A 14,958-nucleotide genomic window follows, 5' to 3' on the forward strand; every position below is an offset into this window, starting at 1 on the left:
TCACCCGTGGAGCCCACGATCATCACCATCGAGACCCCGAGCCTGGGCGACCGTTCCTACCTCGCCCATGACGGCGACGTCGCCTTCGTCGTCGACCCCCAGCGAGACATCGACCGCGTCCTCGCGGCTGCCGACGAGGCCGGCGTGCGGATCACCGACGTCTTCGAGACGCACATTCACAACGACTACGTAACCGGGGGGCTGGCGCTGGCACGCCGCCTCGGTGCCCGCTACCACGTCAACGCCGAGGACGAGGTCTCCTTCGGCCGCGAGCCGATTCGCGACGGCGACGTCGTGGAGGTCTCCCCGGTGATGCGGGTGCGGGCCATCGCGACCCCTGGTCACACCTTCACCCACCTCTCCTACGCGATGGAGAGCGTCACCGACTCCGGCGCCACCGACTCGGCCGTCTTCACCGGCGGGTCGTTGCTCTTCGGGGCCGCTGGTCGCCCGGACCTGCTCGGCCGGGACCACACCGGCAATCTCGTGCGCCACCAGTTCGCCTCGATCCACCGTCTCGTCGACGAGCTGTCCGAGTCCGCCGAGGTGCTGCCGACCCATGGCTTCGGCTCCTTCTGCTCGGCCGGGTCCACCGGCGGAGCGACGGAGTCGACGATCGCCGAGGAGAAGCGGCGCAACCCGGCGCTCACCCAGACCGAGGAGCAGTGGGTGGCCGACACCCTCGCGGGCCTGGACGCCTACCCGGCCTACTACGTCCACATGAGCCCGGCCAACGCCGCGGGGCCCGACGCAGCCGACCTGAGCGCCCCCGAGCGGGCCGACAAGGACACCCTCGCCCAGCGCATCGACGCCGGGGAGTGGGTCGTGGACCTGCGCACCCGCACGGCCTTCGCGGCCGGACACGTGGCCGGGACGCTGAGCTTCGGGCTGGACGGGCAGTTCTCCACCTACCTCGGGTGGCTCATCCCCTGGGAGGCGCGGGTCACGCTGCTCGGTGAGACCTCCGAGCAGGTCGCCGAGGCCCAGCGGGAGATGGCCCGGATCGGTCTGGACCGGATCGCCGGTGCCGCCACGGGTGCACCACAGGACTGGACCGACCGGCCGCTGGAGACGTTGGAGACCGCGGCCTTCGCCGACCTGTCCCAGGTGCGCCACCACCGGCCCGTGCACGTCCTCGACGTGCGCCTCGCCGGGGAGTACGCGGACGGTCATGTCGAGGGCGCGCAGAACGTGCCCATCGGCGAGCTGCTCGACCGGTTCGACGAGATCCCCCAGCGCGAGCTGTGGGTCCACTGCGGCAGCGGCTACCGGGCCTCGATCGCCGCGTCGCTCCTCTCCGCCCGAGGTCACCGCGTCGTCCTCGTCGACGACGCCTTCGACAACGCCGGCGCCGCCGGCCTGCCCATCACCGACTGATCACCCGAGACCCGAGGAGACCCTCCATGTGCCGTCAAGCGAAGTGCCGCGTCTGCGGCAAGACCACCTGGGCCGGCTGCGGCCAGCATGTCGACCAGGTGATGGCCGGCGTCCCGCGCGCCGACCGGTGCGCCGGTCACGACCAGCAGCGCTCGTCGAGCGCGTCCGGTCAGTCCGGTCAGTCCGGTCAGTCCGGTCAGTCCGGACAGGCCGAACAGTCGGTGCCGTCGATGCTCGGTCGCCTCTTCGGCCGCGGCTGACCCGGGCCCAGCCGACCCGGGCGCGAAGGGGAGGCCCGCTGGCCTCCCCTTCGCGCGGCTACTCCATCGCCGCACGCGTCCCGCCCGAGGCCGGCGTGCGCCAGACGGAGGCGTCCGCGACCGGGAAGCGCCGGCCGGTGACCTCGTCGGCGCGCACCCGGATGAAGCGGTCCTTGCGGCCGGCCTGCCACGGCTCGAGCGGGAGGTCGGCGCTGTCGATCACCGCCTCCACGTCGGTGATCGTGTGGGCGCGCCCCTTGACCACGACGCTCCACGCGCGCCCCGTCTCGGGGTCGAAGCCGTCCGCCTCGATGGCCACCGGGGCGTCGCTCATCGCCGCCTGGGCCTTCGTGCCCTCCCCGGTCCGGAAGACGACGCTCCCCCGGTCGACCACGACGTTGATCGGGAAGATCTCCGGGTGACCGTCCACGATCACGGCGAGCCGCCCGATCGGGACCGACCGCATCAGCGACCAGCAGGTGTGCGCCTCGAGCGTCTCCACGGTGTCCGTCGACTCCATCTGTGCCGTCCCTTCTCCGGTGTCCACGGTCAGGCGATGCCGACCGCGTCGAAGGCCGCGGCGACCGCCGCGACCTTGGTCTCCCGCTCGGCGGCGGGGCGTGTGCGCAGCAGCGAACGGGCGCTCGCCACCGATGCCGCCCGGGCGTCGAGGAACCCCGACGTCCGGGAGAGTCGCTGGGTCAGGGCACCGAGGCTGGTCAGCGCGTCGTCCTGGTGCCCCTCGAGGTATGCGCGGGCTGCGGACTCGGGGTCGAGCCGGGCGGTGAGCTCGGGGTCGAGCGATCGGGTCACCGGCTCGGGGGCGATGCCCGCGGGCGACGAAGGGGAGTCCTCCCACACGTGGATCGAGGACCTGCTCAGCCCGTCGGGGCGGCGATCGTCGGGCATCGCGGGCTCCTTCGTCGATCACCTCATGTTATGGCCGGAGCGCGGTTCGCGGGAAGGGGTGCGCAGCACCAGGAGGGCGCCGGCGGGGACGACGAGCAGCGCGACGCGCCCCCAGAGATCGCGGCGACGCCCAGCACCGTGAGCCAGGCGCGGAGGTCGCGATCCACGTGCCCTGCCCCGTCAGTGCGCCCGTGAGCGGCGCTCAGGCGAAGGCCGTGACGAGCAGGCCGGTGGCGAGGCTTCCGACCATGGCCACGGCGAGGATGATCGCGAGGACGCGTCGTGTCGTGTCGGAGAACATGGTGGAGACCCTACGGGTCCGCTGGTCGGCTCGGCGGCAGCAGATCGGTCCGCTCGAACATCGCGGCCGTCTCCCGAGCGGTCGGGTGGCCGGCATCGAGGTCGGCGCCGTGCTCGAGGAGGGCGTCGACCACGTCGGCCTCGCCCTTGAAGACGGCACCGGCCACGGGCGCCTGACCGCGGTCGTTGAGCCGGTTGACGTCGGCACCCCGCTCCGCGAGGGCCCGCACGAGGGCGGCGTGCCCGTGGTAGGCCGCCAGCATGAGGAGGGTGTTGCCGTCCGGCCCGGCGAGGTCGACGGAGGTGCCCGACGCGCGCCATCGGGCCCGGAGTGTCCGCGCCTTGCATGTATACCCCCAGGGGTATTAACCTCGAGCCATGCACACCGCCGCACTCCTTGCCGTGATCCCGCTCGGGCTGGCCGTCGGCCTCGCCCTGGGCGCCCTCGGCGGAGGCGGCTCGATCCTCGCCGTGCCCGTGCTCGTCCACCTGCTCGGCCAGGGGCCGGTCGCGGCGACGACGAGCTCGTTGATCATCGTCGGCATCACCTCGGTGCTCTCCCTGCCGGCCCACCACCGGGCCGGCCGGGTGCGCCTCGGGCAGGGGCTGACCTTCGGCCTCCTCGGGGTCCTCGGCGCGGTCGCCGGGTCCGCGGCCTCGCGTGCGGTCGAGCCCGACGTCCTCATGACCGCCTTCGCGGTCCTCATGACGGTCGTGGCGGTGCTCATGCTCCGTCGCGGCACGCGCCCGGAGCCCGACCTCCGGCCGCACGAGCCGATCCTCACCCTCAACCCCGTGACCTGCGCCTGCCCGCGGCTGCTCAAGCTCGTCGTGGCTGCGAGCCTCGTCGGACTCCTCACCGGCTTCCTCGGTGTCGGCGGCGGCTTCGTGGTCGTGCCGGCGCTCGTCATGGTCCTCGGCTTCCCGATGCCGGTCGCCGTGGGCACCTCCCTGCTCGTCATCGCCGTCAACAGCGCGACCTCCCTCGTCGCCCGCTTCCAGCACGGCGCCGGCGAGCTCGACTGGCCGCTGATCCTCGGCTTCGCCGCGGCGGCGGTCGTCGCCAGCCTCCTCGGCAGCCGCGTCGCCGACCGCATCCCCGCGCAGCGCCTCTCCAAGGCCTTCGCGGTCCTCGTCCTGGGCGTCGCGGCCCTCACCGCCGCGCAGGCCCTCCCCGGGCTGCTCGCCTGACGCAACCTGCCCCCGACCAACCCGACTGACCTCCCCTTCGTCCATCCCCGATCAAAGGAACCCATGACCACCGTCACCACCCGCCCCATGACCCTCACCGCGACCGACCTGCGGGACTGGCTCGCCGAGCCGGCTGGCCCGCGTCTCGTCGACGTGCGCACGCCGGCGGAGTTCGCCGCGTCGCACATCCCCGGCTCCTACAACGTGCCGCTGCCGCTCCTCGAGGAGCACCGCCGCGAGCTGGCCGAGCACCTCGACGACGACGTCGTCCTCGTGTGCCGCTCGGGCGCGCGAGCCTCCCGGGCCGAGAGCGCCCTGGCCGACACCGGGACGGACCACCTGCACGTCCTCGACGGCGGCATCACCGCGTGGGAGAGCGCCGGTGGAGACGTCGTCGCGGGCGAAGGGGGCTGGGACCTCGAGCGCCAGGTCCGCCTCGTCGCCGGCTCGATCGTCCTCACCGGCATCCTTGCGAGCACCGTCGTCCCGCAGGCCAAGTGGCTCTCCGCGGGCATCGGCGCCGGCCTCACCGGAGCCGCCCTGACCAACACCTGCGCGATGGGCGCGCTCCTCTCGCGCATGCCCCACAACCGCCGCCACGAGCCCACCCCCGAGGCCGTCTTCGCGCAGCTGCGCGGCGGCCGAAACTGACAGGAGCGAGACATGATCCTCACCCAGTACTACCTCGGCTGCCTCTCGCACGGCTCCTACCTCATCGCCGACGAAGGGAGCCGCCGCGCCGTCGTCGTCGACCCGCGCCGCGACGTCAGCGAGTACCTCGCGGACGCCCGCGAGCAGGACCTGACGATCGTCGGGGTCATCAACACGCACGTGCACGCCGACTTCGTCGCCGGTCACCTAGAGCTCGCCGCCGCAACCGGCGCGTGGATCGGCTACGGCCCCACCGCTGCCGAGCGCGCCGAGTTCGAGGTGCGCACCCTCGCCGGGCGCGACCGCATCGAGCTCGGTGACGAGGTCACCCTCGAGATCCTCGAGACCCCCGGTCACACGTGGGAGTCGATCAGCGTCCTCGTCCACGAGGGCGGCATCCCGCACGCGGTGCTCACCGGTGACTCGCTCTTCATCGGCGGCGTCGGCCGGCCCGACCTCGTCGTCTCCGACGGCTCCACCGCCGAGGACCTCGCCACGGCGATGCACCACACCCTCCACGACGTGTTGCTGCCGCTGCCCGACGAGACCAAGGTGATGCCGGCGCACGGTGCCGGGTCCTCCTGCGGCCGTGGGCTCTCCGACGACCTCGAGTCGACGATCGCGGCGCAGCGCGCGAGCAATCCCTTTGCCGCGGAGATGTCGGTCGAGGACTTCATCGAGATGGTGACGACCGGCCAACCTTCCGCGCCCGCGTACTTCCAGGTCGATGCCACGCTGAACCTGCGCCAGCGCGACCTGCTCGAGCCCGGGCAGTCGGTCGTCCCCTTCGCGCCGGCTGAGGTGGCCGCCGCGATCGCCGGCGGCGTCACCGTCGTCGACGCCCGCTCGCCCGAGGACTTCGCCCGCGGGCACCTCGCGGGCTCGGTCAACGTCGGCCTCGACGGCCGCTTCGCCGAGACGGTCGGCACCGTCGTCGACCACGCCGTCGAGGTCCTCCTCGTCGCGCCCGAGGGCCGGGCGGCCGAGGCGGCGCTGCGGATGGGGCGGATCGGCCACGACGCGGTCGTCGGCCACGTCGCCGCGCCGCTCACGCTCGACGGTCCGCTCGCCCCCCTCATGGCGACGAGCGAGCGCACCGAGGTCGCCGACCTCGCGGCGCTGCCCGAGCAGACCGTCGTCGTCGACGTGCGCAATGCCGGCGAGCGCGCCGACGGGCAGGTCATCCCCGGCGCCGTCCACATCCCCCTGGCCGAGCTCGCCCGCCGCCACGACGAGCTGCCGACAGACCGTCCGCTGCTCGTGCACTGCGCCGGCGGGTGGCGCTCGTCCGTCGCGGCGAGCCTGCTGCGCTCGGTCGGCCACACGGACGTCACCGACCTCGTCGGCGGGTACGCGGCCTGGGAGCAGCAGACCGTCGACGCCTGAGCGCCAGAGGTGACCTCACCTCGACCAGAGAGGTGGGGTGAGAGGCGGATGGTGGGCGGAGTGAAGGCCCTTTGTCGTCCCGTCTCGACATCCTGACGCAGTGATCGACGATGGACGCGGCAATGACCCCGTCCATCGTCGATATCCACGCCCAGTGGCGAAGGGGGCGGCGCGCCTCGAGCCGTCAGCGCCCGAGGGGACGCGCCACCGGGCGCAGGCCGCGTTTGGTCCTCGCGGGGAGCAGGAGTTGACTGAGGGGGTTCCCCCTTCGTCCACTCGAGAGGAGCGCCCCGTGCGCACCGTGAAGGCCTGGGCGGCCCCGTCCGCCACCGAACCCCTGACCGCGACGACCATCGAGCGTCGAGACGTCGGCCCCAACGACGTCCTCATCGAGATCGCCTACGCCGGCATCTGCCACAGCGACATCCACACCGCCCGCGGCGAGTGGGGCGACGTGCCGTACCCCCTCGTCGTCGGCCACGAGATCGCCGGCACCGTCGCCGAGGTCGGCTCCGAGGTGACCAAGCACGCCGTCGGTGACCGCGTGGGCGTCGGCTGCCTCGTGAACTCCTGCGGGGAGTGCGATGCCTGCCGGGCGGGCAACGAGCAGTACTGCCCCGACGCGATCGGCACGTACAACGCGACCGATCGCGACGGCACGATCACGCAGGGCGGCTACTCGACGCACGTCGTCGTCGACGCCGACTTCGCGCTGAAGATCCCCGACGGCCTTGAGCTCGACGTCGCCGCCCCCCTGCTGTGTGCCGGCATCACGACGTGGACGCCGCTGCGCCGCTGGGGTGTGCGCGAGGGCTCCAAGGTCGCGGTCGTCGGTCTCGGCGGGCTCGGGCACATGGGCGTCCAGCTGGCCGTCGCCCTCGGCGCCGAGGTCACCGTGCTCTCGCAGTCGCTGAAGAAGCAGGAGGACGGCCTCGCGCTCGGCGCCACCGACTACCGGGCGACGAGCGACGACGAGACCTTCACCGACCTGCGCGGGAAGTTCGACCTCATCCTCAACACCGTGAGCGCCGACCTGCCGATCAAGCGGTACCTGTCGCTGCTCGCCCCCGAGGGCACCCTGGTCAACGTCGGCGCCCCGGCCGAGCCCTTCGAGGTCCCGGTCTTCTCGCTCATCGGAGGCAGCAAGGCGCTCGCCGGCTCCAACATCGGCGGGATCCCCGGCACCCAGGAGATGCTCGACTTCTGCGCCGACAAGGGCATCGGCGCCAAGATCGAGGTCATCCCGGCGGACAAGGTCAACGAGGCCTGGGACCGCGTCGTCGCCTCCGACGTGCGCTACCGCTTCGTCATCGACGCCGCGACGATCTGAGTCACACCCCCGAGCACAAGAGGTCGTCGTGGGGGCTTCTCGCGGCCGACGAACGTCACGAGATGCATCAGGACGACCTCTTGTGCACGCCCGGGGGCCACGTCGCGGACCACGTCGCCGACCGCCTGGTTGGCGTCGAAGCGGGTGTCGAGGGCAAGCGCAGGGTGAATTGCGACCTCGCGCTGACCTATCGTTCACCCGCGGACCGAAGGGGGTCGCGAACATGGGCGCGACCCCCTTCGCCCACCCCGTGAGGTCCGCTCGTGTCCCGCATGCTCCGTCGACTCGCCGGCACCACCGCCGCCGTCGCCCTCGTCGCCGTCCCGATCCTCCCTTCGCAGGCCGTCACCCAGACGACCGCCGCCGCGGTCCAGTCCGCCGCGGCGCTCTCGGTCACCGATGCGCTCGGCGTCAGGACGGGTCCACCCAGACCGTCCGCGGCTACGTCGTCGGCCAGCCGACCGCGACCGACCGGGTCGTGACGAGCGGCTTCCCCAACGACTACGCCATCGCGATCGCGGCGACGAAGGGGGAGAGCGACACCTCGAAGATCCTCTACGTCCAGGTACCGTCGGCCCTGCGCTCGCAGTGGGGGCTGGCCTCCAACCCCGACCTCGTCGGCCAGCAGGTGGACGTCACGGGAGCGCTCGAGAGCTACTTCTCCCACCCCGGGATGACCGGCACGAGCGCCATCGCCCTCGCCGACGGGTCCACCCCCGAGGAGCCGGAGGAGCCCGGTGAGCCGGGCGAGCCCACCGATCCCGGCAGCTACTACGACGGGACCGCGGGCCTGACCGGCTCGGCGCTGAAGTCGAAGTTGCACGACATCATCAGCAACAACACCGCCCTGTCCTACGACCAGGTCTGGGACGGCATCAAGGACGTCGACGAGGACCCGCAGAACACCGCCAACGTCGTCCTGCTCTACCAGGGCACGAGCTCGCCGAAGTCCAACAACGGCGGCGACGTCGACAACTGGAACCGCGAGCACGTGTGGGCCAAGAGCCACGGCGACTTCGGCACCTCCAACGGCCCGGGCACCGACCTGCACCACCTGCGCCCCACCGACGTCACGGTCAACAGCGACCGCGGCAACCTCGACTTCGACAACGGCGGCAGCGAGAACGACGAGGCGCCCGGCAACTACACCGACAGCGACTCGTGGGAGCCGCGTGACGAGGTCAAGGGTGACGTCGCCCGGATGATCTTCTACATGGCCGTGCGCTACGAGGCCGGCGACCGGGTGGACCTCGAGGTCAACGACCAGGTGAACAACGGGTCCAACCCGTACATGGGGCGGCTGTCGGTCCTCAAGCAGTGGAGCCAGCAGGACCCGCCGGACGCCTTCGAGCAGCGGCGCAACGAGCGGATCTTCGACAACTGGCAGGGCAACCGCAATCCCTTCATCGACCACCCGGAATGGGTCGAGTCGATCTGGTGACCGTCAGTCGGTGAGCACCAGCTCGTAGGTCGTGCCCACGTCCATCGTCGGCGTGGCGAGCTCGAGCGCGCTTCCCCGCTCGACGGTGAACTCCATCTCGTCCGTCGTCAGGTCGATGCCGCCGCCCTCCTTGACCGGCGACATCGCGTCGCTCGTGCGGATCTCCACCTCGTCGTCATCGACGTCGGTGAAGGTGATCTCGAGGTCGTCGTCGACGCGGACGGTCCGGCCCTCGATCGCCTCGACATCGGTCGTCTCGTCGGTCGACTGGTGGTCGGGGTCCCAGCCGTTCCAGTCGCTCGCCGTGATCGTCAGCGGGACGGGCTCCTGGTCCCGGTCGAGCACCCCGCACCCGCCCAAGGGCAGCGCGAGGGCGAGGGCCGTCGTGAGGGTGCGGTGCCGCCGGGTCATGGTCGCTCCTGTCGTCGCTGTCGGGGATGGGACGGGTCGGAGCCTGTCCCGGTTCCACTGCGTCCTTGACCCTCACACCGTGTGAGGCGACAGGGTGGGCCCATGACCGACACCCCGGACCTCATGTCGATCGGCGAGTTCTCCTCCCGGTCGCGTCTCAGCGTGCGGATGCTGCGCCACTACGGCGAGCACGGGATCCTCGTGCCCGCCGACGTGGTCGCGGCCTCCGGCTACCGCCGCTACGCGCCCGAGCAGCTCGCCGACGCCGCCCACGTGCGGCGGCTCCGCGACGTGGGCTTCACGGTGTCCGCCATCTCGGTCCTCCTCGCCGCCCACGGCACCGAGAGCTACCGGCAGGCACTCGCCCTGCAGCGGGAGTCCCTCGGCGACGAGCTGCGCGCGGCCAAGGAGCGGCTGGCAGTCATCGACCAGCTCCTCGACCAGGAAGGCACTGCCATGTCCACCATCACCGTCACCCGTACGACCGTCCCCGCCCGCACCGTCGTCGCGCTGCGCGGCACCGTCCCCGCCTACGACCAGGAGGGCAGGCTGTGGGAGCGGCTCATGCCCGAGCTCGGGCGCCAGGGTCTGACACCCATCGGTCCGTGCGGCGTCTTCGAGCACGACCCCGAGTACCGCGAGGCCGACCCGACCCTGTCGATCTGGTTGCCCGTGCCTCCCGGCACCACCGCGCAGGCGCCCCTCGAGGTGCACGAGCTGCCTGAGCAGGAGGTCGTCCTCGCTCGCGTCGAGGGGCCGTACACGCAGATCAGCGAGGCCCATGCCCGCATCGACGAGCTGGTCCGGTCCGAGGGGCTGACCCTCGCCCCGCGCTCCGGCATCGACGACGACATCGCCGTCCTCGGCTTCAACCGCTATCTCGTCGACCCCTCGCAGGCCGCCCCGGAGGACCTCGTCACCGAGGTGTGCGTGCCGCTGGCGTGACGCACGCTCGCCCCCCTTCGTCCTCGCCTGACAGGATCGGGACATGCGCTCTCCCGTGCCCGACTACCTGACCGAGGTCGCCGAGGCCTGCTCCGCGACGAAGGGGGGCGAGCCCGCCTCCTACATCCCCGAGCTGGCGAAGGTCGACCCCGACCGCTTCGGCATCGCGCTCGCGACGATCGACGGCGAGGTCTATGCCGTCGGTGACGCCGAGCACGAGTTCACGATCCAGTCGATCTCCAAGGCCTTCGTCTACGGGCTGGCCGTGCGCGACCACGGTCTGGAGCAGGTCCTGGAGAGGATCGACGTCGAGCCGAGCGGCGAACCCTTCGACGAGCTCTCCCTCGACGCCAGTGGCCGCCCGCGCAACCCGATGATCAACGCCGGGGCGATCACCGCCCACACCCTCGTCGGCGAGCCCGACACCGCGCCCCACGAGCGGGTCGAGCGGATCATCCGGCTCCTGTCCGACCTCGCCGGTCGTGAGCTGTCCGTCGACGAGGACGTGTGGCGCTCGGAGGTCGCCACCGCCGACCGCAACCTGGCCATCGCCCACATGCTGCGTAGCCACGGCATCCTCACCGACTCGGCGGAGGAGGTCGTGAGCGCCTACTCACGCCAGTGCGCCGTGCTCGTCACCGCGCGCGATCTCGCGCTCATGGCGGCGACCCTTGCCAACGGCGGCGTGCAGCCGGTGACCGGCAAGCAGGTCTTCACCGGCGCCCAGGTCCGCCACGTCATGTCGGTCATGCTCACCTGCGGCATGTACGACTCCGCCGGCGACTGGGTCTCCTCCGTCGGCATCCCGGCCAAGAGCGGGGTCGGGGGCGGCATCATCGGGGCGATGCCCGGGCAGGCGGGTCTGGCGACGTTCGCCCCGCCGCTCGACGCCCATGGCAACAGCGTGCGTGGCGTCGAGACCTTCGAGCGGCTCTCCCGCGACATGGGCATGCACCTCATGAAGGTCGAGCCGCCCGCCCGGTCGGTCATCCAGTCCAGCCGGGTCATCGAGCACCGCGGCGAGCAGGTGCGGGTCTACTACCTCGTCGGCACGATCGGCTTCAGCGGGGCCGAGCACGTCGTGCGCCGGCTCTCCGAGCACCCGCCGCAGGAGCAGGGCATCGCGCTCGACCTCACCGGTGTGCACTCGGTGACCGACGTCGGCCGCCGGATGATCCTCGAGACCGCGCGCCGTCTGCGACTCGACGGTCACGAGGTCTATCTCGTCGACGCCGACGACGTCCTCCCGCAGCCCGACCCGGGCGACGGGCGCGAGCTGCCGCAGCTGGCGGACCGGTGATGCCGCGCCGCCTGATCTACCCGGTCCCGGCCTGGGACCCCGAGGGCGGCCTGCCCGTCGAGACGACACCCGGCGGCGCCCACCTCGTCCACGCGCCGGCCCCGGCGGGCGGTCGCACGATCGTCTACCTGCACGGCAACGGCTCCGACCTGGCCTCGATCAGCCCGCTCGCCGGGCTCTTCGCCCGGCACGGCCTCGGCTTCGCGGCCGTGGAGTACCCCGGATACGGCCCGGCGGCGGGACGTCCGCACCAGGAGGCGATCCTCGCGGCTGCACGCGACGGGCTGGCGCACCTCTCCCTTCGCGCAGAGCGGACGGTGCTCGTGGGTGAGTCGCTCGGCTCGTCGGTGGCGGCGCACCTGGCCGCGGAGGGCCTCCTCCACGACGGAGGGTCCTCGAAGGGGAGCGGGCGTCTCGTCCTCGTCTCGCCCTTCACCTCGATGACCGCGATGGTGCAGCGGGTCGTGCGGGTCTTCCCGCGGCAGCTGGTCCCCGATCGCTGGGAGACCGACGCGCTGGTCGAGCGGATCGACGTACCGACCCTGCTCGTCCACGGCGAGCGCGACGACCTCGTGCCGCCCGGGATGAGCGAGCAGCTGGCACGAGGGATCTCGTCGTCGCAGCGGGTCGTCGTGCCGGGCCGCACCCACAACGACCTGTGGGAGGCGCCGAGCGAGTGCCTCGAGGTCGTCGCCCGATTCGCCACGCAGGACCTCGGCGGCGCCGCCCTCGAGGGCAGCACCGACGCGGGACGAAACCCGCTGTCCTGACCTCCGGCCCGAGGAGTAGATTGTGTGCTCGATGCAGGTAATTGGCTGGCAGGCACACGAGGCTGCGGTCGAGCGACTGGTCCGCTCGCACGCGGCGATCCCGCACGGGGCCACGGTCCGGCTCGCCAAGCGCACGTCCAACCTCTTCCGCCCCCGGGCGCAGACCGAGGTGCCGGGCCTCGACGTCACGGGGCTCGCGGGGGTCATCGAGGTCGACCCGACGACGCAGACCGCCCAGGTCCAGGGCATGTGCACCTACGAGGACCTCGTCGCGGCCACGCTGCCGCACGGGCTGATCCCGCTCGTCGTCCCGCAGCTGCGCACGATCACCCTCGGCGGGGCGGTGACCGGTCTGGGCATCGAGGCGACGAGCTTCCGCAACGGCCTGCCGCACGAGTCGGTCCTCGAGCTCGACGTCCTCACCGGGTCGGGCGAGATCGTCACCGCCCGGCCGGAGGGCGAGCACGCCGACCTCTTCCACGCCTTCCCCAACTCCTACGGCTCGCTCGGCTACGCCACCCGACTGCACATCGAGCTCGAGGCGGTGCCGTCGCGGGTCGCACTGCGGCACCTGGGCTTCGACGACGCGCACGCGGCCGCCGCCGCGATCGAGGAGATCGTCGCTGCCGGCGAGCACGACGGGGAGCGGGTCGACGCCCTCGACGGGGTGGCCTTCGCCCCGGACGAGATCTACCTGACCCTCGCGCGGTGGACCGACGAGCCGGGGGAGACGAGCGACTACACCGGCCAGCAGATCTACTACCGCTCGGTGCGCGAGCGCACGAGCGACCTGCTGACGATGCACGACTACCTGTGGCGCTGGGACACCGACTGGTTCTGGTGCTCCGGGGCCTTCGGGGTGCAGCACCCCCTCGTGCGACGGCTGTGGCCCAGGGGCTGGCGTCGCTCCGACGTCTACCACCGGCTCGTGGCGCTCGACCGACGGCACGGCATCGTCGACCGGCTCGACGCACGCGCCGGGCGACCACGCCGGGAGCGGGTCATCCAGGACATCGAGGTGCCCACGGACCGGCTGGCCGACTTCCTCGAGTGGTTCGACGCGCGGATCGGCATGCGGCCGGTGTGGCTGTGCCCCCTTCGTCTGCGGGAGGTCGACGGTCGGGCACGCACCTGGCCCGGCTACCCGCTCGAGCCCGGGCGCACCTACGTCAACGTCGGCTTCTGGGGCACGGTCCACGTCGGTCCGGAGGCGCCCGAGGGGCCGCGCAACCGCGCGATCGAGGCCGAGGTGACCGCCCTCGGCGGGCACAAGTCGCTCTACTCCGAGGCCTTCTACACGCGCGAGGACTTCGACCGCCTCTACGGCGGCGCCCAACTCGCCGCCGTCCGGCGGCGCTACGACCCGGCCGGCCGACTGACCGACCTCTACGACAAGGTGGTCCGCACCCCGTGAGCACGATCAAGATCGCCGACGCCCTCGCCGGCATCCTCCCCGCCGACCTGCCGGTACGGGTCACGGCCTACGACGGCAGCGCCGCGGGGCCGACCGATGCGCCGATCGGTCTCGAGCTGCGGACCGAGCGCGGCCTGCGCTACCTGCTCACCGCCCCTGGAGACCTCGGCATGGCGCGGGCCTGGGTCGCCGGTGACCTCACGGGCACCGGCTTCCACCCGGGCAACCTCTACCCGCTCCTCGACCTGATGAGCAGCACCGACCGGTGGCGGGTCCCCGGCCCGGCAGAAGCCCTCGAGCTCGTGCGCGGGCTCGGCTGGGAGCACCTCAACCCCCCGCCGCCCCCGCCGCAGGAGCACCTACCGCGCTGGCGCCGGGTCGTCGAGGGCCTGCGGCACAGCCGCTCTCGCGACGCGGAGGTCATCCACCACCACTACGACGTGTCCAACCGCTTCTACGAGCTGGTCCTCGGGCCATCGATGACCTACACGTGCGCGGTCTACCCGACGGCGGACGCCACCCTCGAGCAGGCGCAGGAGCACAAGTACGAGCTCATCGCCCGCAAGCTCGACCTCCAGCCCGGGCAGCGGCTGCTCGACGTCGGCTGCGGCTGGGGTGGCATGGTCCGCCACGCCGCGAAGCACCACGGCGTCAAGGCGCTCGGCGTGACGCTCTCCCGGGAGCAGGCCGACTGGGCCAAGCTCGCCATCGACCGCGAGGGCCTGGGCGAGCTGGCCGAGGTGCGCTTCATGGACTACCGCGACGTGCCCGAGAGCGACTTCGACGCGATCAGCTCGATCGGCCTCACCGAGCACATCGGCGTGGCCAACTACCCGGCCTACTTCGCGGCGATGCGCGACAAGCTGCGGCCGCACGGACGCCTGCTCAACCACTGCATCACGCGCGACCACAACCGCTCGACCCGCACCGGCGCCTTCATCGACCGCTATGTCTTCCCCGACGGGGAGCTCACCGGTGCGGGCACGGTCATCGCGCGGATGCAGGACGCGGGGCTGGAGCTGCAGCACGCGGAGAACTTCCGGGTCCACTACGCCCGCACGCTCGCCGGCTGGGTGGACAACCTCGTCGAGCACTGGGACGAGTGCGTCGCCGAGGTCGGTGAGGGCACGGCCCGCCTGTGGGGCCTCTACCTCGTGGGCTCACGGATCGGCTTCGAGCGCCACGACATCGAGCTGACCCACGTGCTGGCGACCAGGACGGACGCCCCGGGCGTCAGTGGTTATCCGCTGCGCCACACCTTCTGACCGGCCAG

15 protein-coding genes and 1 pseudogene are annotated in these 14,958 nt (G+C 72.1%); 12 read left to right on the top strand and 4 right to left on the bottom strand.

Annotated features, from left to right (window positions below; all coding sequences use genetic code 11):
- Positions 1-6: 6 nt before the first annotated feature.
- Entirely contained in the window at positions 7-1,377 is a 1,371-nt protein-coding gene (locus B9B60_RS01870; RefSeq protein WP_234993695.1) for an MBL fold metallo-hydrolase, read from the top strand.
- Positions 1,378-1,403: 26 nt separating this feature from the next.
- On the top strand, positions 1,404-1,637 hold the full coding sequence (locus B9B60_RS01875) for a hypothetical protein (protein WP_084449620.1): 234 nt from the start codon (positions 1,404-1,406) through the stop codon (positions 1,635-1,637).
- A gap of 58 nt (positions 1,638-1,695) precedes the next feature.
- On the opposite strand, the gene B9B60_RS01880 is transcribed toward B9B60_RS01875, so the two are convergent.
- The 3 genes and pseudogenes from B9B60_RS01880 to B9B60_RS01890 all read right to left on the bottom strand — a co-directional run.
- A complete protein-coding gene (locus B9B60_RS01880; RefSeq protein WP_407656442.1) occupies positions 1,696-2,184 on the bottom strand; it encodes a pyridoxamine 5'-phosphate oxidase family protein in 489 nt (162 codons plus the stop codon).
- Positions 2,185-2,186: 2 nt separating this feature from the next.
- Positions 2,187-2,546, bottom strand: coding sequence for a hypothetical protein (locus B9B60_RS01885; RefSeq protein WP_084449622.1), 360 nt, complete (start codon positions 2,544-2,546; stop codon positions 2,187-2,189).
- A gap of 311 nt (positions 2,547-2,857) precedes the next feature.
- Positions 2,858-3,154, bottom strand: a pseudogene (locus B9B60_RS01890) (ankyrin repeat domain-containing protein); the annotation flags it as partial.
- Between the two features lie 70 nt (positions 3,155-3,224).
- Here B9B60_RS01890 and B9B60_RS01895 point away from each other — a divergent pair.
- The 5 genes from B9B60_RS01895 to B9B60_RS01915 all read left to right on the top strand — a co-directional run bounded on the left by B9B60_RS01895 (position 3,225) and on the right by B9B60_RS01915 (position 8,845).
- Positions 3,225-4,037 carry a sulfite exporter TauE/SafE family protein gene (locus tag B9B60_RS01895; protein WP_084449624.1) on the top strand — a complete coding sequence of 271 codons (813 nt, stop codon included), beginning with the start codon at positions 3,225-3,227 and terminating at the stop codon, positions 4,035-4,037.
- A gap of 63 nt (positions 4,038-4,100) precedes the next feature.
- The gene (locus B9B60_RS01900; RefSeq protein ID WP_084449625.1) at positions 4,101-4,688 is read left to right on the top strand and encodes a rhodanese-like domain-containing protein; all 588 of its coding nucleotides are present in this window, start codon (positions 4,101-4,103) and stop codon (positions 4,686-4,688) included.
- 12 nt (positions 4,689-4,700) lie between these two features.
- A complete protein-coding gene (locus B9B60_RS01905; protein WP_084449626.1) occupies positions 4,701-6,074 on the top strand; it encodes an MBL fold metallo-hydrolase in 1,374 nt (457 codons plus the stop codon).
- Positions 6,075-6,366: 292 nt separating this feature from the next.
- A complete protein-coding gene (locus tag B9B60_RS01910; RefSeq protein WP_084449627.1) occupies positions 6,367-7,404 on the top strand; it encodes an NAD(P)-dependent alcohol dehydrogenase in 1,038 nt (345 codons plus the stop codon).
- Positions 7,405-7,627: 223 nt separating this feature from the next.
- Positions 7,628-8,845 carry an endonuclease gene (locus tag B9B60_RS01915; RefSeq protein ID WP_234993696.1) on the top strand — a complete coding sequence of 406 codons (1,218 nt, stop codon included), beginning with the start codon at positions 7,628-7,630 and terminating at the stop codon, positions 8,843-8,845.
- A gap of 3 nt (positions 8,846-8,848) precedes the next feature.
- Here the strand turns inward: B9B60_RS01915 and B9B60_RS01920 are convergent, their stop codons facing one another.
- Complete coding sequence (locus B9B60_RS01920; protein ID WP_084449628.1) at positions 8,849-9,256, bottom strand: hypothetical protein; 408 nt, start codon at positions 9,254-9,256, stop codon at positions 8,849-8,851.
- Positions 9,257-9,358: 102 nt separating this feature from the next.
- Here B9B60_RS01920 and B9B60_RS01925 point away from each other — a divergent pair, with 102 nt between their 5' ends.
- The 5 genes from B9B60_RS01925 to B9B60_RS01945 are packed head-to-tail and all read left to right on the top strand — an operon-like array spanning position 9,359 to position 14,950.
- The gene (locus B9B60_RS01925; RefSeq protein ID WP_084449629.1) at positions 9,359-10,201 is read left to right on the top strand and encodes a MerR family transcriptional regulator; all 843 of its coding nucleotides are present in this window, start codon (positions 9,359-9,361) and stop codon (positions 10,199-10,201) included.
- A 43-nt stretch (positions 10,202-10,244) separates the two neighbouring features.
- The gene (locus tag B9B60_RS01930; protein ID WP_084449630.1) at positions 10,245-11,501 is read left to right on the top strand and encodes a glutaminase; all 1,257 of its coding nucleotides are present in this window, start codon (positions 10,245-10,247) and stop codon (positions 11,499-11,501) included.
- Positions 11,501-12,271 (top strand): alpha/beta hydrolase, encoded by a 771-nt coding sequence (locus B9B60_RS01935; protein WP_084449631.1) that lies wholly within the window; start codon positions 11,501-11,503, stop codon positions 12,269-12,271. Before B9B60_RS01930 ends, B9B60_RS01935 begins: the two co-directional genes overlap by 1 nt.
- A gap of 31 nt (positions 12,272-12,302) precedes the next feature.
- The gene (locus tag B9B60_RS01940; RefSeq protein ID WP_084449882.1) at positions 12,303-13,685 is read left to right on the top strand and encodes an FAD-binding oxidoreductase; all 1,383 of its coding nucleotides are present in this window, start codon (positions 12,303-12,305) and stop codon (positions 13,683-13,685) included.
- Positions 13,682-14,950 carry an SAM-dependent methyltransferase gene (locus tag B9B60_RS01945; protein ID WP_143445394.1) on the top strand — a complete coding sequence of 423 codons (1,269 nt, stop codon included), beginning with the start codon at positions 13,682-13,684 and terminating at the stop codon, positions 14,948-14,950. Before B9B60_RS01940 ends, B9B60_RS01945 begins: the two co-directional genes overlap by 4 nt.
- Positions 14,951-14,958 lie beyond the last annotated feature (8 nt).

This window comes from Janibacter indicus (assembly GCF_900176385.1).
Classification (GTDB): Bacteria; Actinomycetota; Actinomycetes; order Actinomycetales; family Dermatophilaceae; genus Janibacter; species Janibacter indicus.